We start from the raw sequence: 24325 nt of genomic DNA, 5'->3' as shown, positions 1-24325 counted from the left end.
TTACCTTTGCAAGGCTTAAAATTATACAATGCATAAAATACACCCTAAAACTCTTCAAGACCTAGAATTTAATACCGTATTAGAACATATAAATTTACGTTGTAGTACAGAGTTAGGTAAAGAATTGGCTCTAGAAATAGCTCCTTTTCATTCCAAAGAAGAAATTTTAGAGCAATTGGGTAAAACCAATGAGTATGTAGCATCTTATGATAATGAAAACCGAATACCCAATCACGGTTTTGATACCATAACTAAGGAATTACATTTACTTAAAATAGAAAATGCAACACTAGAAATTGGTGGATTTAAAAAAATTAGTAATATATGCAATACTATAGTTGTGCATACTAAGTTTTTTAAGAAATTTAAAGAATACTATCCTTTACTACACAATTATTCTAACACCTTAAACGTGTTACCAGAAATACCAAATGCAATAGATGCCGTAATAGACAAATTTGGTGATGTAAAAGACAAAGCTTCCAATAAATTATACGATTTACGTAGAGAAATTAATGCTGTAAAAGGCCGAATTAATTCTAGTTTTCTGTCGGCTTTAAACTCTTACAATTCTGCAGATTATTTAGATGAAATTAGAGAATCTGTTGTAGATAATAGGCGTGTATTGGCTGTTAAAGCAATGTACCGTAAAAAAGTAAAAGGAGCTGTTATGGGTGCTTCTAAAACAGGAAGTATTGTATATATAGAACCTGAGGCTACTTTACGTTACAGCAGAGAATTAAATAATTTAGAGTATGATGAAAAGGAGGAAGTAAATCGTATTTTAAAAGAATTAACAGCTGCTATTAAACCTTTTGATTACGTATTGGCCAATTACCAAGAATACCTTGCACAGACCGATGTTACTGCTGCAAAAGCCAAATATGCACAAGATACAAAGTCTCTTTTACCAAAAATTAGTGAAGAAAGAGAAATGTATTTGCGAGATGCTTACCACCCACTCTTGTATTTAACAAATACAAGAAAAAATGAAAAAACGTGGCCACAAACTATAGAGCTTAAACAAGATAATAGAATAATTGTAATTTCTGGTCCAAATGCTGGTGGTAAAAGTATAACCCTAAAAACTATAGGTTTATTACAAGTGATGCTACAAAGCGGAATGCTAATTCCGGTACATGAACGTAGTACTGTTTGTTTGTTTGAAAAAATATTGACTGACATTGGAGATAATCAATCTATAGAAAACCACTTAAGTACCTATAGCTATAGACTAAAAAATATGAACAGCTTTTTAAAAAAGTGTAATGATAAAACACTTTTTTTAATTGATGAGTTTGGTACAGGTAGTGACCCAGAACTTGGTGGCGCCTTGGCAGAAACATTTTTAGAAGTTTTTTATGATCGTGGTGCTTATGGTGTTATAACAACACACTACGCTAACTTAAAAATGCTTGCCAATGAATTACCACACGCAACCAATGCAAATATGTTGTTTGATGCAAAAAGTTTAGAACCAACTTTTAAACTTGTGTTAGGACAAGCAGGTAGTTCGTTTACTTTTGAAGTTGCACAAAAAAACGGTATACCTTATAGCTTAATTAATAAAGCTAAAAAGAAAATTGAGCGAGGTAAAGTACGTTTTGATGCTACTATTGCTAAAATGCAAAAAGAGCGAAGCAAAATGGAAAAAACAGGTTCTAGGTTACAAGAAGAAGAAAGTAAAGCTAGACAAGAATCTAGACGACTTGAAGAACTAAACTCTAAAATAAAATCTAAACTAGAAAATTATCAAGAGCTTTATGACCATAACCAAAGAATGATTTATTTGGGTAATAAGGTTAATGATGCCGCAGAAAAATATTTTCAGGATAAGAAAAAAAAGGTAGTAATAGCTGAGCTATTGCGTATTGTGGAAACTGAAAATAGTAAACGCAAAAAGAAAACAGCAAAAGAAGTAAAAGCACAAAAAGCTAAAAAGAAGTTAGTAGAACAAGAAGTAGCCAAAAAGGTAGAGGTAATACGCGAAAAGAAAAAAGTAGAAAAGAAAAAGGCTATTGTAAAAGAAAAACTAAAACCTAAATATATTTTTAAAGTTGGTGACAGGGTACGTTTACTAGATGGTAAAGCTGTAGGTAGTATAGACACCTTAGAGAAAAATAAAGCTGTTGTTAATTACGGATTATTTACCACAAGTGTTAGTGTAGATAAATTAGAGTTGGTACAAGCTAAAAAATAACAGCCAGCATTAAGTATTATGAAGTTTACAAAACTACTTAAGAGGCCGACTGTTCCCCAACTTTTAAAACTAAATATTTTTGGGTGAAATTATTTAGTTAATATTTTTTCTTACACTGCAAAAGTAACTTTTAACAATGCATTTTTAAAGAAAATACTATGGACAAACTATGGACAAGCATATATTTTCTTGGTTTTTGGTGTAAAATCTTTACATTTTATAAAGATTTTATCTAACAACAGTGTATATACGCACAACTGGTCAAAAAAGATGTCAATAAATTTAATTTTTATTCAAATAGCTGATATTTAATAAATTAAAATGTATTTTTTTTTAATTTAAAACTTTAAATAGCATATAAAACTTATATTCTATGAGTGCTTACTATACACCGTTTTTTTATTTTTATTCTAAAGTAGACATAAAAAATAAACTTACACTTATAGAGTTCATTTGTGTGAATAAATTACACATACAATAAACAACTTACTTACTAATATATATTCAGAAAATTCTGCTTAGCTTAAAAAAACAATAAAATTTACACTATTTTTTAAGACAGTAGTTATTAGAAAAAAAACTGAGCAATAATTAAATTGCTCAGTTACACTAACTCAATCCTGTGTATTATTAACAGTTATTAAGACCAGTACATAATTAAATGTAATCATAAGTAGGAAAGTAAAATTTGAAAATAATTTTAGGATGAGTTATTTGCAAGTATTTATGACATACTTACAGGGTAAAAATTGGAGAATAGTTACCTATATCATCACCAGAAACAGCGTATTTTGTACCAGTTATATCAAAAACTACACTCCTTAATTTATCACCTACATAAAAATTAAATGATGCACCTACAGTCTCTAAGGGTATGTTTTTAATTAAAATGTTATTAGAATTTTTAATGGTATATAAATTTAATGGCATTACAATATCTGTGTTACCATCTCCTGTTATAAAGTACATAATTCTTTTACCAGATTTATCAAAGGCAATTGTTAAACTTTCGTATAAATCTTCCTCTTCATTTGACAAAATATAATCGTTATATAACAAAGCACCTATGCCTTCTGTACCAAAACCTTCACTACTTCCAGCTCTTCCTAAATTCTCTATAGAAAGGTCTTCTAAAGTGGTGAAATTTTCCCAGGAATTTGAACTAACATATTTAAACTGTAACCCACTTTTTGATATTGCTAAAAATTGTCTTTCTTTATTAATAGTGCCGTATTCTTTAGTTTTCCTAAGGTTTACAATAGCCCCAATACCATCAAATTTCCCACTATCTTTATCTCCTATAAAAAAAGGGTACTCACCACTAAACAAATCAGATACAGAAAAAGGACCTTCTAAAGCACCGTTAAAACTACGCATATACTTATCTCCAGAAGTATTTATAAGTATAAACTCTCCTTTATTACGCTCAAAAGCGGCACCAACACCTCCCATTTTATCTAAAATGTTACCTCTCCAATGCTTTGTTTGTATTGGTTCTCCATTATCAAAAAGAGGTTCACAATTAGTTTCATTATAATTTGTAGCGAGTTGTACACCAACTATTTGGTTTGTATTTACACTACGTACCACATAACTTATAGGCAATCCAGAACCAATGTTGGCACTCTTAGATAGTAGGCTAACTAAAGAGCTTAAATTTGTTTCACCTATAGTAGATATGGTAGATTCTGTATCACCACCAAAAGCAATAACTTTTATATTAACATTTTTTAGTTCTTTTAAATGATTAACCTCTAATTCTGCTTTTACTTTTGTACTAAAAACTCCAAAGCTAGCATTAGCAGCAACATTAAGCTCTTGGTAAGATGAGCTTGTCTCTATTAACATATAATAAACTCTACCATATGTAACGTCACTTATATATGTGGCAGGATTATCTTCTTGCACATATTTTGCTAAATCTTCTGGAGTTACTGTATCTGTAAATAAATCATCCATACTAGTTGGTAAATTCATAGACATTGTGTAAAACGTTTGTTTTAACTTTACCAAAATTCTATTTTTATTATCTCCGTTTTTAAAGTCAAAACTAGCACCTGCTTTTACAAAGGCAGATTTTATATCTAACCCCATACTAATAGCTAAAGCTTCTCTACTTTGTACTTGCTCATACTCAAAAGTAAAATTTGCTGGTGTTACATCTGGTGATGCAGCTATAATCTGGTTCATAGCATCTTGTATGCTACTTTTAGACACCACATCTACAGTAACATTACTAGATATATTACCATTAACCAAATCATAAGACACTGTTCCTCCTGCCCTATCTACAGCTATAACGTCTGGAGTTGTATTTTTTAATGTTTTACCTTGTAATAAACTACCTGGATAAATTATTTTAGCATTGGGGCTAAACAAAGGAAAACCATCTTCTCCGCCAGATTCTCTTTTTAAATCATAGGTTGTGGTTGTACATTTCCAATTTTCTACAATTGGGTTCCCTTCATCATCGTTAGATGTTATTGCTTGTTCGCTTTGTGTAGAAGAAACCTCTATCTGTTGTTGCACAGGCTCTTCTAAATCTTTACCAATAGCAAGAACGCTATTAAAATCACTTTCTTTTAACTCATTATCAGTTTGTTGTGCATCATCTTCCTTATTGCAAGACAATACTGACGCAAATAGTATTAAAAACATTAGTAGGTTTGTTTTTAATCTATATGAATGCATATGCTTCATAATGTATATTTTAAGATTTGAGAGCACAAAATTAAATTTTAAGCAGGATCAAATCACTAAATATATAATAGACAAAGTATGGACAAGTTAACTTTATTACTAATAAAACTAAGGACAAGAAAAACTGAATAATAATTACACAAAACACTTGTGTAAACACTGTATTACATATAGTTACAAGTAAATTTACTTTATAAAAATTAAGTTATAAAAGTCTGTATTTATATAGACAAACTAAGAATTATGAAGAATGCTATATTCAAAAAAATAAAAAAAATCAATACCTTAGAACCAAAGAAAAAAGGTAAAGTCCCCAATTATTTTATTCTTTATGTAATTAACTTTATCAGAATTAACTTATGAAATCCTTATTAATTACCTTAATGGTAATAAGTATTACAAAATTTTCTTTCAGTCAAACTAACAAAAGAATAGACAGCCTACAAAATGCATTAAAAACGGAAAAATCATCAACTCAAAAATTAATTTTATTAGATAGTTTACATTCAATTCTTCAATACAAAAATCCTAAGTTATCTTTAAAGTATTCTTTACAGGCGTATCACATTTCAAAATTTATAGATAACAAACAAAAAACCATATACAATGCCTATAATAGTGCATTAAACTACAAAGCATTACATAAATTAGACTCTTCTATCTACTATCATAAAATAGCTATGTCTTTGGCCAAGGAACTTAGCGATGATGTTTCTTATGCTAAGGGACTTAATGAATTGGCAGATTTTGAACGGTTAAACTCTAATTTAGACAAGTCTTTAAAAATGTTTAATGAAGCCAAAGATGTATTTAAAAAGAACAACAAAACAGCATTATATGGCCACACTATAGGTAATATAGCTAGTGTTTACTTAAGTAAAGGACAGTATAGGTTGTCTCAAAAAATGTATATGCAATCTTTAAACATATTAGATTCTATAAACGGCAGTGCTATACGTATAGCAGATGTTACTGCCAGAATTGGAGAAATACAAAACCACATTGGAAATTATAATGAAGCTATAACATACTACAACAAAGCTCTAGAAGTATATAAAATTAATGATGATAGTATTTGGATGTGTAATATGTACTTACAAATAGGTTCTGCTTTTTGTAATTTAAAAGATTTTGATAAAGCTATTTTACATTTTAAAGAAGGTTTAAAAATTGCTCATAACCAAGGCTTAAAATCTAATGAAGCAATGTTATACACCAACATTGGCTCTTTATACAGACAATCTAAAGAATTTGAAAAATCTAAAATATATTTAGAAGAAAGTTTAAGTTTTCATGAAAGAGAAGGATTTTTATACAACTATATAGATGTTTTAAAAGAGTTGGGAACACTTTATTTAGACTTAAATAAGCCAAAAATAGCTATAACGTATTTAGATAAGGCCATAGAAAAATCTACTCCTTCTAAAAGAATAGATTATTTAATGGAGAATTATAAACTACGCTCCCTAGCGTATGAGCAATTAGGCAAAAATACTTTGGCTTTAAAGGATTTAAAAAATCATCAAAATTATAAAGACAGTATTTATAACTTAAAAAATGCTCAACAAATAGAAGAGCTTAAAACTATTTATGAAACTGAAAAAAAACAAACACTATTAGCGCTAAATGAAGAAGAAATAAAAAACCTGCAACAAAAAGACAAATTAAACGCATTAACTACTAGCCTTTATGCAGCTGGTATGGTTTCTGTACTTTCAATCTCAATTATGCTATTCTTTATATACAAGCATAAGATGAAAAAAAATATTGTAAATCATAAAAAACAAGATGAACTTTACCGTAAAGAAATAGAACACAAGCAAAAAGAATTAGCAAGTTTAACGGTACACCTAGTACAAAAAAACACCTTTACACAAGAGCTTATAGAAAACCTAAAAGAACTTAAAAATAATCCTGATAAATTTAAATTAGAATTTAGACGTATTTTAATGCTACTAAAAAAACAAACTGCAGATGATAAAGACTGGGATCTTTTTAAATCTTATTTTGCAGATGTCCATAATGATTTTGATAACAAATTAAAAGCCATATATACAGACATTTCTGAAAAAGAAATTAGACTTGCTGCATTTTTAAGAATGAACTTGTCTACAAAGGAAATTGCTGCTATTTTTAATGTATTGCCAGATAGTATTCTAAAATCTAAATACCGGCTAAAAAAGAAACTGGGTTTAGGAAAAGAAATAGATTTAAGTGATTTCTTAAATTCATTATAAAAAACCGTTTATTTACTGCTGGTATTTTATCTTTGCAAAGTGAAAACAGATAAAAAAATAATTCTTTTTGATGGCGTATGCAATTTGTGTAATAGCGCCATACAGTTTATTATTAAAAATGATAAAAAAGATGAATTTAGGTTTGCTACACTTCAAGGAAAAATTGCTAATGACTTTTTTTCTAAGCGAAATATAGACATTCAAAAAACAGATTCTATAGTACTAATAGAACCCAACGTTGCTTATTATGTAAAATCTACAGCAGCACTTAAAATTGGTCGTAATTTTGGAGGTATTTGGTCTTTATTATGGGTATTAGAGCAAATTCCTGTTGGCTTTAGAGATTGGGTGTATTCTATTATTGCTAAAAACAGATATAACTGGTTTGGCAAAAAAAATAATTGTATGATTCCTACCCCAGAGCTAAAATCAAAATTTTTAGACTAATAAGTTCTAGCAACTACATTAACTTGGTTGTTTAATATTTAAAATACAAAACATTTTATGTACAGTTTAAATCAAGTATCTTCTTTGCTTTACAATTATTTAGTAGAAATTGGTTTAGATGATGTTTACGCAAAATACCTTAACACCCTAACTTTACTACTACTTTTAATACTGGTACTTTATATTTTTGATTACATTTTAAGAAAAATATTTATTTCAGTTTTTGCCAAATTTACAAGCTTATCTAAAACAAATTTTGATGACTTTTTGGTTAAAAATAAAGTACCCAGAAATATAGCGCACATTGTACCTATTATTATTGCTTACAATACAATACCTTATGTTTTTAACGATTTTCCTAATGCACAAATAGTAATTTTAAAAGGCCTAGAAGTATTTGGCATTATACTTACACTTTGGGTAATTAGAAGCCTGCTTAACACCTTAAAAGATTTTTTTAAGACCATACCAAACCTTAAAGATAAGCCCATAGACAGTTACATACAGGTGTTTATGATATTTTTATGGTCTATTGGTATACTATTAGCAATATCTATACTTACAGACATAGAACTTTGGAAGTTTTTAACCGGTTTAGGAACTGCATCTGCTGTTATATTATTAATTTTTAAAGATACTATACTAGGGTTTGTAGCAAGCATACAAGTATCTATTAATGATATGGTACGTATTGGAGATTGGATTTCTTTTGACAATTATGGTGCAGATGGCGATGTTGTAGAAATTAACCTTGCCACAGTTAAAGTCCGTAATTTTGATAATACCATTACAACAATACCTACATACGCTTTAATATCAGACTCTTTTAAAAATTGGAGGGGAATGACAAATTCTCCTGGACGTAGAATTAAACGTGCTTTAATTATTAAACAAGAAAGTATAAAGTTTTTAGCTCCAAAAGAAATTCAAAAATTTAAAAAAATAAGTTTAATTACAGATTATATAATTGGCAGACAAGAAAATATTACGGATTATAATAAAAGTAATAACATAGATAAATCTATTTTAATTAACGGCAGAAACCTAACTAACATAGGACTTTTTAGAAAATATGCAGATACGTATTTAAAAAATCATTCTGCAATTAATAAGAATATGATTATTATGGTTAGGCAACTGGCTCCTACTCCACAAGGTATTCCTTTAGAGGTTTATGCTTTTAGTAGCGATAAAAGGTGGGAAAACTACGAGTATATTATGTCTGATATATTTGACCATTTACTTGCAGCTATTCCGTTTTTTGATTTAGAGTTGTTTGAGCTTCCTAGTAGCACTTCATTTAAAACCACCACAAAAAGCTAAACTAGCCCAAAAGATCACTTTACTCACTCTAAAGATTACTTTACACAATTGTAGTTTTACACCCTACTGGTAATAATTAGGTTTACATAACCTTAAAAATTATTACTTATGAAAAAACTACTTTGCTTATTTTTACTGGTGCCAATAACATTTTTTGGCGCCGATAATAAAACACCGTCTACCATAAAAGAAGTTACTGTTTACTTAAATGGAGCACAAATTACACGTACAAGTAATTTTATGCTTAACCAAGGTACAACCGAGCTAAAATTTACTGGTTTATCTTCTAAAATTGATGAAAATAGTATTCAAATATCCGGGCTGCAGTCTGTTTCTATTTTATCTATAGATTACGGCATTAATTATTTAGACAAGTTTATGGTAACTCCAGAAGCCGCAGAGCTACAAGATAAAGTTAAACAGTTATCTGAAAAAATACAGCGTTTAAAAAATAGAATTTCTGGCTTGCAAGAAGAAGAATTGTTAATTACTAAAAACAGACAAGTTAGTGCAACTACAGAAAATTTAGACCTAGAGAAACTGAAACAAATAAGTACTTACTACAGAGAGCGCATTACACAAATTAGAAATGAAATTTTTACTATTAACAAAAAAATTAATAGCACCAATACTACAATTAGAGATTTAAATTTACAAGTAAAAGAACTTACAAAAGGGCCTAAAATTGCACAAGGAGAATTGGTAGTTAAGTTTGATGCTCCTATAGATATAAATTTAAATTTAGTGTTAACTTATGTAGTTTCTGATGCTGGCTGGGTGCCAATTTATGATATAAAATCTAAAAATACAGCAAGTAATCTTCAACTAAAATACAAAGCTAATGTGTACCAAAACACAGGTAACGAATGGAAGAATGTAAAAATTAACTTATCAACCGGAAACCCTATAAAACAAACCACAAAACCAGTTATAAACACAAAATATTTAAACTTTACAAATGGTTACACTTACCAACCTAAAACAATAAAGAAGAACAAATATTACTATAATCCATCCGTAAAAAAGGTTACAGGCTTAGTTACAGATGCTACAGGATTACCTTTACCTGGCTGTAATGTACTAATTAAAGGCACCAACATAGGCACACAAACAGATTTTGATGGTAATTATACAATAGAAACACTTAGGGGCCAAAAATTACAGTTTTCTTATATAGGTATGGAAACGGTAGAAACCCCCATTTATGCCTCTATTATAAACACAACCTTAGAAGAAAGTAGTGAAGCATTAGAAGAAGTTGTAGTAACAAGTTACTCTAGTTCTTTACAAGGAAAAGTGGCAGGAGTTACAATTAGAGGTGCATCATCAATACCAAACCATAAGCCAGAATTACCTTTATATATTGTAGATGGTGTGCCAATTGAAGATTTTATTGAAGGTGATATTGATGCTAATGACATACAGTCTTTAGAAAAATTAAACGGAAGTTCTGCAACTGCAGTGTATGGTTCTAGAGCAAGTAACGGCGTTATTGTAATTACCACTAAAAAAAGTACTTTACAAGATGAAATTACAAATACTACTTTTGCCATTAAAAAACCATACTCTATTAAGTCTGATGGAGATATAATTGCTATAGAAATTAATACTTTTAATTTAGAGGCTACATACGAGTACTTGGCAATACCTGTACTAAATGAAAATGTATTTTTAACAGCATCTTTTAAAAACTGGGAGCAATACAACTTATTACCTGGTGAGGCTAACATTTACTTTAAAGGAGGTTTTGCTGGCAAAACAGTAATAGATCCTTACAAAACAACAAAGGAAATGGTTGTTTCTTTAGGTGTAGATGCTGGTATTACAGTTATAAGAAAACAAGATCGTAATTTTAAAAGCAAAACTTTACTTGGTAATAATCGTATAGTAAACAGAGCCTACGATTTAGAAATTAAGAATAATAAAAATACAAAGGTTTCTATAAAATTAATAGACAGGATTCCGCTATCAGAAAATAAAGAAATTAAAGTAAGCGAAATAGAAACATACAATGCAACGTATAATGACAAAAAAGGCTTACTTACTTGGAAAATAGATTTAAATAGCAAGGAAACACAAAAAGAACGTTTCTCTTATCAAGTTAAATATCCTAAACACAAGTATATATCTTTATAATTAAAAACAGCATCAAACAATTAAGTTTGATGCTGTTTAAATATCAGTTAAAAAGCTTTTTTTCACTTTACTTCATCATAATTATCATCCCAATTTTTAGGTTTAGGATTGTCATGCAATTTTCCTGCAGATTTAGCAACTATCATAGACACTGTAGCATCTCCCGTTACATTTACAACGGTTCTACACATATCTAATGGTCTGTCTACTGCAAAAATTAATGCAAGAGCCACCGGATATAAATCTGCCGGAAACCCAATTGCCTCTAAAACTATAACCAACATAACCATACCAGCGCCAGGTACTGCTGCAGAACCTATAGATGCTAGTAGTGCTGTAAGCACAATAGATAATTGGTTACCAAAAGTTAATCCCTCTGGCCATAACACCTGCATTATAAAAACAGCAGCAACGGCTTGGTATAAACTTGTACCGTCCATATTAATTGTAGCTCCAACAGGCAATACAAAACTAGACACCTCTTTATCTACACCAATGTGCTCCTCTACTCGCTCCATAGTTACAGGTAACGTTGCTGCACTAGAACTAGTAGAAAATGCTAATAATTGAGCCGGACTCATTTGTTTTAAAAACCAAATAGGATTCTTTTTTGTATAAAAATATACTAAAGAGCAGTAAAAAGCTATCATTAATAACAAACCTAATACTACAACTCCCGAGTACGATAATAATTTTTGTAAAATTTCTGGATCATCTGCTGTAACAACAACTTGACTTAATAATGCAAATACAGCATAAGGAGCTGCAAGCATAATTAAATCTACCATTTTTAAAATTACATCATTTAAAGAGTCAAAAAAATCTTTTAATGGTTTAGACCTTTTTTCTCCTACTAAGAGCATAGAAATACCCATAAAAATAGTAAAGAATATAACCTGCAACATAAGTTTATTGTTGCTCATTGCAGCCAACGCATTGCTAGGCACCATATCTACCAAAAACTGTAGTGGTCCGCGTTCTTTCTGGTTTGTAGCCTCTGCTATTTTACCTTGTATGTCACCATCATTAGCGTAGGTATTAGATAGTTTTGTAATGGTTTCTTCAGATATACCCTCTCCTGGTTGTATTACATTTACTAAAACAAGACCAATTGTAATGGCTATAACAGTAGTAAACATATAAATACCAATGGTTCTAAAACCTATATTTCTGAATTTAGAAATATCTTTTAAATCCGAAATTCCCTTAATTAATGAAGCTAAAATTAAAGGTACTGCAATTAATTTTAAGAGGTTTACAAAAATTTGTCCAAATGGTCCTATCCAGTCCATTATAAAATCTTTTCCCCAAGTTAGTTGTGCCATTCCAAAACCAAAGAGGATACCAAAAACCATCCCAATCATAATCCGCCAGTGCAGCTCCAATTTCTTCATACTTCTTTTTTATAAATTTTTGTGAGTAATATACCATTTTGGAGTGTTACGCTCCAAATAAAATTGAATCAATAATTATAATAGTTAATTATTAAAAATAATTCAATCTTAAACAGCTAACAAATTACTTTGCACTGTTATGAATTAATGTGTAATCTGCCAAAACTAAAGCAGCCATAGCCTCTACAATTGGTACTGCTCTTGGTACAACACAAGGATCATGACGACCTTTACCTTGGGTTTTAACTATTGCTCCATTTTTGTCTATAGTCTCGTAAGGTTGTATAATTGTTGCAACTGGTTTAAATGCAACATTAAAATAAATATCCATACCATTGCTAATACCGCCTTGTATACCTCCACTAAAATTAGTTTTTGTAGTACCATCTGTATTAAATTGGTCGTTATGCGCACTACCTTTCATAGCTACACCATTAAAACCGCTACCATATTCAAAACCCTTTACAGCATTTATGCTTAACATAGCTTTACCTAATTCTGCATGTAACTTATCAAAAGCAGGCTCTCCTAAGCCAATAGGTACATTTTGTATTACGCATGTAATTACGCCACCAATAGTATCACCTTCTTTTTTTATCTCTTTTATATAAGATTCCATTTTAGCTGCCATTTCTTGATCTGGACAACGAACTGGGTTTAATTCTGTATCTGCTAAATTTAACTCTGTATAGTTTTTATTTAATTTTAATTCTCCTACTTGAGATACAAAAGCATTTATTTTTATGTTAGATAAAAACTGTTTTGCAATAGCACCTGCCACAACTCTGCTTGCTGTTTCACGAGCAGAACTACGTCCGCCGCCACGGTAATCTCTAAAACCGTATTTTTTATCGTAAACATAATCTGCATGAGATGGCCTGTAAGAGTCTTTTATATGCGAATAGTCATGAGATTTTTGATTGGTATTACGAATAGCAAACCCAATTGGTGTGCCTGTAGTTTTACCTTCAAAAATACCCGAGAAAAACTCTACCGTATCTGGTTCCTTACGTTGAGTAACAATTTTAGATTGCCCAGGTTTTCTTCTGTTTAATTCTGTTTGTATTGCATCTAGGTCTAATTCTATTCCAGACGGACAACCATCTATAACTCCGCCTATTGCTATTCCATGAGATTCTCCAAAGGTAGCCACCTTAAAAAGGTTACCAAAAGTGTTTCCTGCCATCTAATTTTTTGTATTGGTATGTATAAGTCCCAAAGGTAATTTATAAGCATCAGAATATAAAATTTACACAAGCCTTAATGTGTACTTAACACAATCATCACAAAATTTTCATTAGTTGTTCATATTCAGTTCATATTGAAAGGGTTAGTTTGTATAAACTAGTAAAGATGAAGAAAAGAAAAATTGATGTTGCTGTAATTTCTGATGTTCACTTAGGCACTTATGGTTGCCATGCAGATGAAATACTTATTTATTTAAATAGTATTGACCCCAAAATTTTAATTTTAAATGGTGATATTGTAGACGTTTGGCAGTTTAGCAAACGCTACTTTCCGTCTTCACACATGAAGGTTTTAAAAAAGATTATTGGTATGGCATCTAAAGGTGTACAGGTTTACTACATTACTGGCAATCATGATGAAATGCTACGTAAATTTAGCGGTACCATTATGGGTAATGTACAAATTTTAGATAAGCTAGTTTTAGATTTAGATGGTAAAAGAGCTTGGTTTTTTCATGGCGATGTTTTTGATGCATCTATTACTAATGCTAAATGGTTAGCAAAGCTGGGTGGTAAAGGGTACGATTTGCTAATACTTATAAATAGAGCTCTAAATTGGGGTTTAACAAAAATGGGAAGAGAGAAATACTCTTTATCTAAACGGATAAAAAATAGTGTAAAAGGTGCTGTAAAGTATATTAGTAATTTTGAAGAAACTGCTATAAATTTAGCAATAGAAAAAGGGTACGACTATGTAGCCTGCGGACATATACACCAACCTAAAAAAGAACTTAAAGAAAACAAATACGGAAGGTGTGTGTATCTAAATTCTGGTGATTGGGTAGAAAATTTAACTGCCTTAGAATACTCTTTTAAAAGATGGAAACTTTACCAATATAACCATGATAAATTATCCCCTTTTTTTGCTGATGAAGAAATAAAAAATATGGATATGCAACAGCTTATTAATTCTATAACCAGCACTACTACTCCTGAAAAAAACAAAACTGAAGGTAACGCTACCGAATAAAAAAACTAGAAGCACTTACATATTAAACAAGTGCTTCTTTTATAATTGTAATTGGATGTAAAGCTTTGCGTTTTGTACCATCATATATTTGGTGTCTACAACTTGTACCATTTGCAGAAATAATTACATCTTTATCACTATTGTTTACCGCCGGAAACAATTTTAAATTACCAACAGCCATACTAGTTTTATAGTGCTCTTTTTCATATCCAAAAGAGCCCGCCATACCACAACAGCCAGAACTTATTATAGATACTTTATAATTTTCTACAATATTTAACACATCAAAAGTAACTTTTTGGTTGCTTAATGATTTTTGATGACAATGGCTGTGTATTTTTACCGTTTTGGTTTCTTTAGTAAACTGATTTTTAGAAATGTTTCCTTTTTCTATTTCTGATGCCAAAAACTCTTCAATTATAAACGAATTTTTAGCTATTGTATTCACTAAATCTTTGTCACTAACCAATTTTTTATACTCATCTCTAAACGTTAAAATTGCAGATGGTTCTAAACCTACAATAACTAAACCTTTATCTGTATATTCTTTTAAACGCACTACATTTTTTAATGCTAATTCTTTAGCTTCTTTTAAAAAACCTTTAGATATAAATGTACGACCGCTCTCTGCATAAAACAATTCTACACTGTATCCTAGTTTAGTAAGTACTTGTATAGCATCTATACCTAAGTTAACATCTAAATATTTGGTAAACTCATCTATATACAAAACAACACGGCCTATATTCTTTTTAACGGATGTATTTACTTGTCCCAAATATTTATCAAAATTAAATTTATATACATTTGGTAAACTACGTTCTGGAGCAACACCACTAATATTTTTAATTACTCCACCAAACAGGGAAGAATTAAACATAAAATTGGTAATTTTTGGTATTTTACTACCCAGCGCATTGTATTTTGTATTGTAAGCAAACAGTTTGTTTCTAAAAGAATATCCGTTTTCTTCTTGATATTGGTAACTAAGTTCTGCTTTTAAAGTAGCAACATCTACATTACTAGGACACTCACTAGAACAAGCTTTACAACTTAAACAAAGGTCAAAAACTTGTTTAAGCTCTTTTTGGTTAAACTTATTGGTTTGTTCTGTATTGGTAAGCATTTCTCTTAATGCATTTGCTCTACCTCTAGTAGTATCCTTTTCATTTCTAGTAACGTGGTAACTTGGGCACATTGCACCTGAAGCTTTTTCGGTTTTTCTACAATCACCACTACCATTACATTTTTCTGCTGCTTTAAGTATGCCTTCGCTTTCAGAAAAATCTAGCAACGTTTCTATTTCTGGTTCTTCACGATTTACTTCATATCTAAAAGATTCATCCATTGGGTATGAATCTACTATTTTACCAGGATTAAAAATTCCCTTAGGATCAAAATAAGATTTTATTCTGCGTAGCAGTTGGTAGTTTTTTTCACCTATCATTAAAGGTATAAACTCTGCACGCACAATGCCATCTCCGTGTTCACCACTAAAAGAGCCATTATATTTTTTAGTTAATTTAGCTACATCTGTAGTAATATCTCTAAACAATTTTACATCTTCACCTTTTTTTAGATTTAAAATAGGGCGTAAATGCAACTCGCCCGCACCGGCATGAGCATAATATACAGCACTTTGGTTGTACCCTTTCATTATAACAGAAAACTCTGCAATAAATTCTTTTAAATCTTCTATGGCAACAGCGGTATCTTCTATACAGGCTACAGCCTTTTTATCTCCAACCATATTACCTAAAAGTCCTAATCCTGCTTTACGCAGTTCTATTGCTTTTCTTATATCATCACCAAATAAAATAGGACTAGCATAACTTAATCCAGATTTTTTAATTGTTTTTAATAAACTATCTATTAAGTAATTTAAATCTGCTTTGGTTTCTGCCTTTAGTTCTAACATTAAAAGTGCGGCAGGATCTTCTTCTACAAAAAACCTATTAGCCAATTGTGCACGGTTATTTTTGGTACAATCCAAAATAACCTTATCCATCATTTCACACAAATGTAACTGGTGCTCCATAACCGGTACAACATCTGCTAAACAATCCTCTAAAGAATTGTAGTGTGTAACAACCATAGCAGAATATTTTGGTGGTATAGGATCTAAACTAAGTGTAATTTCCGTGGTAAACGCAAGTGTACCCTCACTACCGCTTAACAATTTACACATATTAAAAACACCATTTTTACCAAACACATTATTTTGCAACAACTCATCTACAGCATAACCAGTATTTCTTCTATGAATAGACGGTTTAGGGAATTCTTTTATAATTTCTTCCTGTGTTTCTTTAACGCTTAGTTCCTTAAAAATGGCATTGTATATTTTTCCTTCAAAAGTATTTTCTGCTCTTTTATTATGAAATTCTTCTTTACTTATATTTCCAAAATTTGCTTCGGAGCCATCTGCCAAAATTGCTTTTAAGGATACCGTTTTCTCTCTGGTAATGCCATATTGTATAGATGTTGTTCCCGAAGAATTATTACCAACCATACCACCAATCATACATCTATTAGATGTAGATGTATTTGGGCCAAAAAATAAACCATAAGGTTCTAAAAAAAGGTTTAACTCATCTCTAATAACACCCGGCTGTACAGTAACTTGTCTTTTATCTTTATCTACGCTAATTATTTTAGTAAAATGTTTAGATACATCTACAACAATACCATCTCCCACACATTGCCCTGCTAAAGATGTACCTGCTGTTCTTGGTATTAATCCAATATTATTTTCTGATGCAAAACGAATTAATTTTTTAAGATCATCTGTTGTTTTGGGTAAAGCTACAGCCAAAGGCATTTTTCGGTATACAGATGCATCGGTTGCATATAAAGTAGTAGAAAGTTTATCTACAAATAAATCTCCTTCTAAATTCTGTTCTAGTGAGTTAAGCAATTCGGTAGTCAATTTGGTATAATTTTTGGGAACTAAAATAAGTTTTTATTCACTTAAATGTAATTTAAACATCATATTTTTACATCAAAATTATATAGTATTATGAAAATCTTAAAAGTAATTCCATTTTTTGTTTTTTTGATAACTGCCACTCTAAGTGCACAAGACATTGCAGAGCATACCGCTGGCTTAAGACTAGGAGATAGTAAAGGATTTGGCGCAGAATTATCATACCAAAAAAGTTTAACAAGATATACACGATTAGAAGCTAATTTAGGCTGGAGAGATAGTAAAAACTATGACGCCTTTAAAGTTTCTGGTATTCACCAATGGGTACTACCCATAGACGCTGGTTTTAACTGGTATTATGGTGCAGGTGCAGGTTTTGGAAGTGTAGATTTTGAACCTATTGCAAACCCAAATAATCCTTCGGATATTAGAGAGCCAGATGGTGGCTTGTTTATTTTTGCCGCTGGTGACCTTGGTATTGAATACAATTTTGATTTTCCATTGCTAGTATCTTTAGATATTAGACCAGAAATTGGTTTAACTGGCTATAAACATTTTAGTGATAATTTTGATTTTGACATAGCACTAGGTTTACGATACAAGTTTTAAACACTAAACAAAAGAGTAACAAGTCCTTACCATGCAAAATGTTAAGGGCTTTTTTTATCACTTTTAGTTTACCTACATTTGTAACATATAATAATAAAAACTTATAATGAAAAAATTACTAGTTACACTTACTATTGCTGTTTTAGCAGTGTCTTGTGGAGAAAAAACAGATTCTTTTGTACTAAACGGAAACCTTAGAGGAGATGTTGCAGATGGTACACAAGTGTTTTTAAAAACAGCAGGAGAAAATAATTCTGTTAAAGAAATAGATACCGTTACAGTAAAAGATGGCAAATTTGTATTTAACACGCCATTACCGGCTACTTTAGATCCGTACTATGTTTTTATAGATAAAATAAGAGGTAATATGATGTTTTTTCCCGAGCAAGGAACAATAGAAATGTCTGCTCATAAAGATAGTCTTAGAAACGTTACTATATCGGGTACACCACAAAATGATATGTTTACAGATTTTATAAAAGGCTCTAAGTTAATTGGCGAAAAAGTACAATCTATACAAGCAGATTACCAAAAAGCTGCTATGGCTAGGGATACAGCAACTGTAAAAGCTTTGCAAGATGAAATTAAAGAAATACAGGAAGAAGGTAAAGAGTTTGAAGTTAACTTTGTAAAAGAAAACCCTAATGCTGTAATTTCTGGAATGATCACTAACAGATTGTTTCAAAACAATTTAATAAATGAAGAAGAAATAAACGAGCTTGTTAATATTTTATCTGACGAGGTTAAAAAAACTGCTTCAGTTAAGTCTATTATAGAAATATTAAATAAAAACAAAGCTATTTCAATTGGCGCAAAAGCTCCAGAGTTTACAGCTCCAAATTTAAACGGAGAGCCTTTGGCTTTAAAAGATGTTTTAGGAAAAGTAACTGTAGTAGATTTTTGGGCTGCTTGGTGTAAACCTTGTAGAAATGAAAACCCTAATATGGTAAAAGTTTACGATAAATACTATGATAAAGGTTTAAGTATTATTGGTGTTTCTTTAGACAGAAATGCAAATGAATGGAAAGAAGCAATTGAAGAAGATGGTTTAGGATGGTACCACGTTTACAATGAAAAAGATGTGCAACAAGTTGCTAAACTATATAATGTTACCACAATACCGTCTACATTTATTTTAGATGAAAATGGAGTTATAATTGCTAAAAATTTAAGAGGAGAAAATCTAGAGAATAAAATAGCAGAGTTACTTAATTAAGTTACTGTTTTAAACAATAAAAAAGTCCGAAACCATTATTAGTTTCGGACTTTTTTTAGCATATTATTGTTTAATTGACTAAAAAGCTTACTAAAATTTGTTTCTAACATCCCTATACTCACCAATAACTTTTGCTGTTGGAGCTATAGTAACAGATCCAAAAACATTTACAACAGAATCCTCTCCTAAAAATTCTAGGGTAGCTCCTTCTTCTAAAATCACATCTCCATATACGTATAGGTTACCTTCTACCCTAAAAGTAGCATCTTTTTTTATGGTTAATGAAGACCTTCTGTTATTTGTAGCCATATAATAAGAACCTCTCATTTCAAACAATGCACCTTCTTCTAAAGTGGTACTATACCTAGTAGACCATGATCCGCATAACAATAGCTCACCACTTGTAGTTACAGAATTAAACCTAGTATAACCAGTATACTGTGCAACATCACCTGCATTAACTACTAAGTTAGACGAACCTCTGTACCATGATAAACCAGTACATTTGGTCTCTAAAGATTCAGATGGTCTATTTAACTTAATTATTTGTAAACCCTCTGTTCCTGTAGCCGCAAAAACATAATCGTTTTTAGTAGTTACATAATTTACAGAACCTTCAATATCTATAACACCAAAAACACTTAGTTCTCCTTCTTTTTCTTCGGCTAAAGCTAAACCAGCAGCACCATTAGCAATCATAACTACATTTTCATTTTTGGAAATGGCATTAGTTACATTGTCTCCATTTGCATCTGCATCCGGATGAGCAGAAATAGCTATATATTTTATACGATTTCCTGAAGCAAAGTTATAAACTCCTACTCCTTTATTAGCTTCGGGAACAAGAATTTTAGTGTCTGTAAAATCCATATTCTTTTTAGTACCAATACCTAAATCTGTATCTATAGCAATGGTACTTACCTTTTCTAAATTTGAATTGTACACAGTAACTCCAAAATCGCCATCTAAAACTGCTAATTTATTGTCATGCTTGGCTACTGATAATAAATCATTTGCTTCAAACTGACTTTCTACCATCATGTCTGCGGCATTGTAAACTGTTAATGTACCTTCTTTACCGCTGGTAGCATATATTTTATTGTTAAATGATAATACATCTGTACCAGCTTTTCCTTTTTGAAAACCGTAAGTAATATCATTTAAATTAAATGAACCGTTTGCTACGCTAATTTTAGCTACAAAAGAGTTTTCTGTTGCGGTTACAGATAATTCTGCGTCTACGCTACCGGCAGCATAAACGTAACCATTAGATACTGTAACTGAGTTTATATCTGCATTGGTATAATTTAACCTAGCAGTAACTTGTGGATTATGTGGGTCGCTTATACGAACAATATCAATGGCACCCGCATAAGTATCAAACTGCGTATTGTACGACACATAAGCGTAATCTCCCTCTACAGCAATATGTGTTGCTGCCAAATTTGTGTTTCCGTTATAAGTTGGCGGCTGTACTTGTGCTACTAAAGTTAGTGGGTAATCTCCCGCTAAACCATCTTCTTCTTTTGAAAACTTTCCTGTGGTTTTATCTTCTTCAAAAACACCAAGCACTCCAGCTTTATCAAAACTTATACTATTGGTAAGTGTTTCTTGGTTAACTTCTAACTCAGCTAATTTTTCTGCTTCATTAAACACGGTAGTTTCATCACTACACGCAACAAATCCTAGGGCTACAGCCGTAGAAAATACTAAGGATCTAAACTTCATAATAAGTAGGTTATTAATTATTTGGGATAATTATAACGCAAAAATACACCAAATAGTATATAATTTATATTATGAGTAATATTTTAGTCATAGTTAGTGTTTCTAACGATAAAATTCTATATTTTACCTAATTTATCTAAGATAAAAAGTACAATAATAGGCACTGCCATAAGCACTACAACAAGAGTATCTGTAAAAATAAGAGTTGGTATAAAAAATAATGTAGTTACATAACCACCAATAGCGCCACCAAAATGTGCAGTGTGTCCTATGTTTCCAATTCGCTTTTTCATACCATAAATAGAATACAATAAGTACCCTATGCCAAAAACATATGCTGGCATTGGTATTGGTATAAACATAATACCTAAACGCATATTGGGCTCTAATAAAATTGCTGCATATAAAATACCTGTTACAGCACCACTTGCACCTACGGCACTATAATAAGGTTCGTCCTTATGAAAAAATAAGGCTAGTAAGCTACCCGCTAATAAACTTATTACATAAATTAAAACAAAGTTAAATGCTCCCATATGCGTAATAATCACATTAGCAAAAAAATAAAGGGTAAACATATTAAAAAAAATGTGTGATATATCTACATGTAAAAAGCCAGAGGTTAGCATACGCTCTTTTTGCCCTGATCTTATTCCACCTATACTAAATTTATAACGTTCAAAAAAAGAAGCATCATTTAAGCCCTTTAAGGTTACTATTACATTTAAAGCAATAATGACTATTGTAACAATGTGTAAATTCATTTTTAACTACTGTAGTTTAGCTTCAAATATAGTTATATTTGCATAATTTTATTCTTAATGCAGTTACTAGTTTTTATTTTAGTTTATCCTATACTTTGGGTTGTTTCTATATTACCACATACTTTATTTTATGGGGTTTCTAATGTTATGTACTTTTTGGTATTTCGTGTATTTGGTTACCGTAAAAAAGTAGTATTAGACAATTTAAAACTTACATTCCCTAACAAATCAGATAAGGAATTAAAAACCATTAGAATAAAGTTTTATAAACATATGTGCGATATGTTTATGGAAATGGTAAAAACAATGAGCTTGTCTAAAGTTGCTGTTAAAAAAAGGTTTAATGTTGTAGATATGGACAAACTAAAAGCTATTGAAAAAAACAAAAGTATTTTGTTAGTTTGTGCCCATTACGCCAATTGGGAATGGATGGTGAGTATTAACAACCTTATAGATACAGAGGGTTATGCTGTTTATCAAAAAATTGCTAATAAGTATTTTGATAAATGGATAAGAAACTTACGTGCCCGATGGAACACTACTCCAATTACACAAAAAGACACTGTAAAAACGGTAATAAAAAACGAGAAAAATGGCGTTAGAGCTATTTATGGTATGGTAAGTGACCAATCACCACAATACTCCCGTGCTATGCACTGGAGTAATTTTATGGGGCTGCATGTACCAATACATAATGGCGCAGAGGTTTTAGCCAGAAAATTAGATTTGGCTGTAGTGTATGCAAAAGTGTCTAAAGTAAAAAGAGGATATTATAAAGTAGAATTTATTCCCATTACACTAGCTGGTAAAGAGACTGAAAAAAATTATATAACAGATGAGTTTTTAAGGCTTACCGAAGAACAAATAAGAGAAAAGCCAGAATATTATTTATGGACACACAGGCGTTGGAAACACGCCGGCAAAAAGCCCAAGTTTAATAAATAAAAAAAACTCATTGCCTATTTAAGCAATGAGTTTTTTATTATCCAGTGGTTTGTAATTTATAAACCAGCTACTTCTTTAATTTCTCCTATTACACGGTCTGCAAGTGTATCAGCTTCTGCCTGACTCTTTGCCTCTGTGTAAATTCTAATAATTGGTTCTGTGTTAGATTTACGTAAGTGTACCCAATTTTCAGCAAAATCTATTTTTACACCATCTATAGTAGATATTTCTTCATCTTTATACTTATCTGCCATAGCAACTAAAATACCATCTACATCTAAACCTGGTGTTAATTGTATTTTCTTTTTACTCATAAAATAACTTGGATAACTAGCTCTTAACTCTGCAACAGTACCTCCTTTTTCTGCCATTAGCATTAAAAACAGAGCTGTACCAACTAAAGAATCTCTACCATAGTGACTTTCTGGGTAAATTATACCTCCGTTACCTTCACCTCCAATTACTGCATTATTGGCTTTCATTTTTGTAACAACGTTTACTTCACCTACAGCAGCAGCCTCATATGTACCTCCGTGTTTTTCTGTAATATCTCTTAGTGCTCTAGAAGAAGATAAGTTAGACACTGTATTTCCTTTTGTTTTGCTTAAAACATAATCTGCACAAGCCACTAAAGTATACTCTTCTCCAAACATTTCACCATCATTACTAATAAAAGCTAAACGGTCTACATCTGGGTCTACAACAATACCAAAATCTGCCTTTTCTTTAACTACCAATTCACAAATATCTGCTAAATGCTCTTTTAATGGCTCTGGATTATGTGGAAAATGACCTGTAGGATCACAATATAACTTTACAACCTCTACTCCTAATTCTTCTAATAATTTTGGTATGGCTATGCCGCCTGTAGAGTTTACACCATCTACAACTACTTTAAATTTAGCTGCCTTAATTACCTCTTTATCTACTAATGATAAGTTTAAAACTTCATCAATATGTATATCTATATAAGAATCATTTTTTAAAATAGTACCTAAATTATCTACATCTGCAAACGTAAAATCTTCTTTTTCTGCTATTGCTAAAATTTTAGCTCCTTGTTCTGCATTTAAAAATTCTCCTTTTTCATTTAAAAGCTTTAATGCATTCCATTGTTTAGGGTTATGACTGGCAGTTAAAATAATACCACCATCTGCTTCTTCTAATGGCACAGCTATTTCTACAGTTGGAGTTGTAGATAAATCTAAATCTATTACATCTATTCCTAAACCTACTAATGTAGATACCACCAAGTTTTGTATCATTTCTCCAGATAACCTGGCATCACGACCAATAACTACTTTAAGCGTATCTTTTTTAGCATACTCTTTTAACCATATACCATAAGCAGCAGCAAATTTTACAGCGTCTAATGGTGTTAAATTTTCTGAAGGCTTACCTCCTATTGTTCCTCGTATTCCCGAAATAGATTTGATTAGTGTCATATATTTTATAAAAGTTTTTACAAATATACATGTACAGA

16 protein-coding genes are annotated in these 24325 nt (G+C 30.9%); 9 read left to right on the top strand and 7 right to left on the bottom strand.

Features of this window, described 5'->3' with window-relative positions; genetic code table 11:
• The first annotated feature begins 28 nt into the window (after positions 1–28).
• The gene (locus PBN93_RS14160; protein ID WP_077405899.1) at positions 29–2200 is read left to right on the top strand and encodes an endonuclease MutS2; all 2172 of its coding nucleotides are present in this window, start codon (positions 29–31) and stop codon (positions 2198–2200) included.
• A gap of 735 nt (positions 2201–2935) precedes the next feature.
• Here PBN93_RS14160 and PBN93_RS14155 read toward each other — a convergent pair.
• Entirely contained in the window at positions 2936–4900 is a 1965-nt protein-coding gene (locus PBN93_RS14155; RefSeq protein ID WP_077405896.1) for a thiol-activated cytolysin family protein, read from the bottom strand.
• A 359-nt stretch (positions 4901–5259) separates the two neighbouring features.
• Here PBN93_RS14155 and PBN93_RS14150 point away from each other — a divergent pair, with 359 nt between their 5' ends.
• The 4 genes from PBN93_RS14150 to PBN93_RS14135 all read left to right on the top strand — a co-directional run bounded on the left by PBN93_RS14150 (position 5260) and on the right by PBN93_RS14135 (position 11043).
• Complete coding sequence (locus tag PBN93_RS14150; protein ID WP_077405893.1) at positions 5260–7137, top strand: tetratricopeptide repeat protein; 1878 nt, start codon at positions 5260–5262, stop codon at positions 7135–7137.
• Between the two features lie 39 nt (positions 7138–7176).
• A complete protein-coding gene (locus PBN93_RS14145) occupies positions 7177–7584 on the top strand; it encodes a thiol-disulfide oxidoreductase DCC family protein (protein ID WP_077405890.1) in 408 nt (135 codons plus the stop codon).
• A 57-nt stretch (positions 7585–7641) separates the two neighbouring features.
• Complete coding sequence (locus PBN93_RS14140; protein ID WP_077405887.1) at positions 7642–8907, top strand: mechanosensitive ion channel family protein; 1266 nt, start codon at positions 7642–7644, stop codon at positions 8905–8907.
• Positions 8908–9015: 108 nt separating this feature from the next.
• Positions 9016–11043 (top strand): DUF4139 domain-containing protein, encoded by a 2028-nt coding sequence (locus PBN93_RS14135; RefSeq protein ID WP_271080911.1) that lies wholly within the window; start codon positions 9016–9018, stop codon positions 11041–11043.
• A 62-nt stretch (positions 11044–11105) separates the two neighbouring features.
• On the opposite strand, the gene PBN93_RS14130 is transcribed toward PBN93_RS14135, so the two are convergent.
• Positions 11106–12437 carry a dicarboxylate/amino acid:cation symporter gene (locus PBN93_RS14130; protein WP_077405880.1) on the bottom strand — a complete coding sequence of 444 codons (1332 nt, stop codon included), beginning with the start codon at positions 12435–12437 and terminating at the stop codon, positions 11106–11108.
• A gap of 124 nt (positions 12438–12561) precedes the next feature.
• Positions 12562–13623, bottom strand: a complete 1062-nt coding sequence (gene aroC / locus PBN93_RS14125) for a chorismate synthase (RefSeq protein ID WP_077405877.1) — start codon at positions 13621–13623, stop codon at positions 12562–12564.
• A 167-nt stretch (positions 13624–13790) separates the two neighbouring features.
• Between aroC and PBN93_RS14120 the strand changes: the two genes are divergently transcribed.
• Positions 13791–14654 carry a UDP-2,3-diacylglucosamine diphosphatase gene (locus tag PBN93_RS14120; protein ID WP_271080910.1) on the top strand — a complete coding sequence of 288 codons (864 nt, stop codon included), beginning with the start codon at positions 13791–13793 and terminating at the stop codon, positions 14652–14654.
• Positions 14655–14676: 22 nt separating this feature from the next.
• Here the strand turns inward: PBN93_RS14120 and PBN93_RS14115 are convergent, their stop codons facing one another.
• Positions 14677–17583 (bottom strand): FAD-binding and (Fe-S)-binding domain-containing protein, encoded by a 2907-nt coding sequence (locus PBN93_RS14115; RefSeq protein WP_271080909.1) that lies wholly within the window; start codon positions 17581–17583, stop codon positions 14677–14679.
• A 90-nt stretch (positions 17584–17673) separates the two neighbouring features.
• Here PBN93_RS14115 and PBN93_RS14110 point away from each other — a divergent pair, with 90 nt between their 5' ends.
• Positions 17674–18189, top strand: coding sequence for a hypothetical protein (locus tag PBN93_RS14110; RefSeq protein ID WP_077405868.1), 516 nt, complete (start codon positions 17674–17676; stop codon positions 18187–18189).
• A gap of 106 nt (positions 18190–18295) precedes the next feature.
• On the top strand, positions 18296–19405 hold the full coding sequence (locus PBN93_RS14105; RefSeq protein WP_271080908.1) for a TlpA disulfide reductase family protein: 1110 nt from the start codon (positions 18296–18298) through the stop codon (positions 19403–19405).
• A 90-nt stretch (positions 19406–19495) separates the two neighbouring features.
• On the opposite strand, the gene PBN93_RS14100 is transcribed toward PBN93_RS14105, so the two are convergent.
• Together PBN93_RS14100 and PBN93_RS14095 are read right to left on the bottom strand one after the other, a co-directional pair.
• Entirely contained in the window at positions 19496–21133 is a 1638-nt protein-coding gene (locus tag PBN93_RS14100) for an LVIVD repeat-containing protein (RefSeq protein ID WP_077405862.1), read from the bottom strand.
• Between the two features lie 116 nt (positions 21134–21249).
• Complete coding sequence (locus PBN93_RS14095; RefSeq protein WP_077405859.1) at positions 21250–21897, bottom strand: rhomboid family intramembrane serine protease; 648 nt, start codon at positions 21895–21897, stop codon at positions 21250–21252.
• 57 nt (positions 21898–21954) lie between these two features.
• Between PBN93_RS14095 and PBN93_RS14090 the strand changes: the two genes are divergently transcribed.
• Complete coding sequence (locus PBN93_RS14090; RefSeq protein WP_077405856.1) at positions 21955–22842, top strand: lysophospholipid acyltransferase family protein; 888 nt, start codon at positions 21955–21957, stop codon at positions 22840–22842.
• Between the two features lie 56 nt (positions 22843–22898).
• Here PBN93_RS14090 and glmM read toward each other — a convergent pair whose 3' ends face one another.
• Positions 22899–24287 carry a phosphoglucosamine mutase gene (gene glmM / locus PBN93_RS14085; RefSeq protein WP_077405853.1) on the bottom strand — a complete coding sequence of 463 codons (1389 nt, stop codon included), beginning with the start codon at positions 24285–24287 and terminating at the stop codon, positions 22899–22901.
• Positions 24288–24325 lie beyond the last annotated feature (38 nt).

This window comes from Cellulophaga omnivescoria (genome assembly GCF_027915275.1).
Lineage (GTDB): Bacteria > Bacteroidota > Bacteroidia > Flavobacteriales > Flavobacteriaceae > Cellulophaga > Cellulophaga omnivescoria.
Note: the sequence above shows the minus strand (reverse complement) of the source record. Positions and strands in the feature narration are given on the sequence as shown.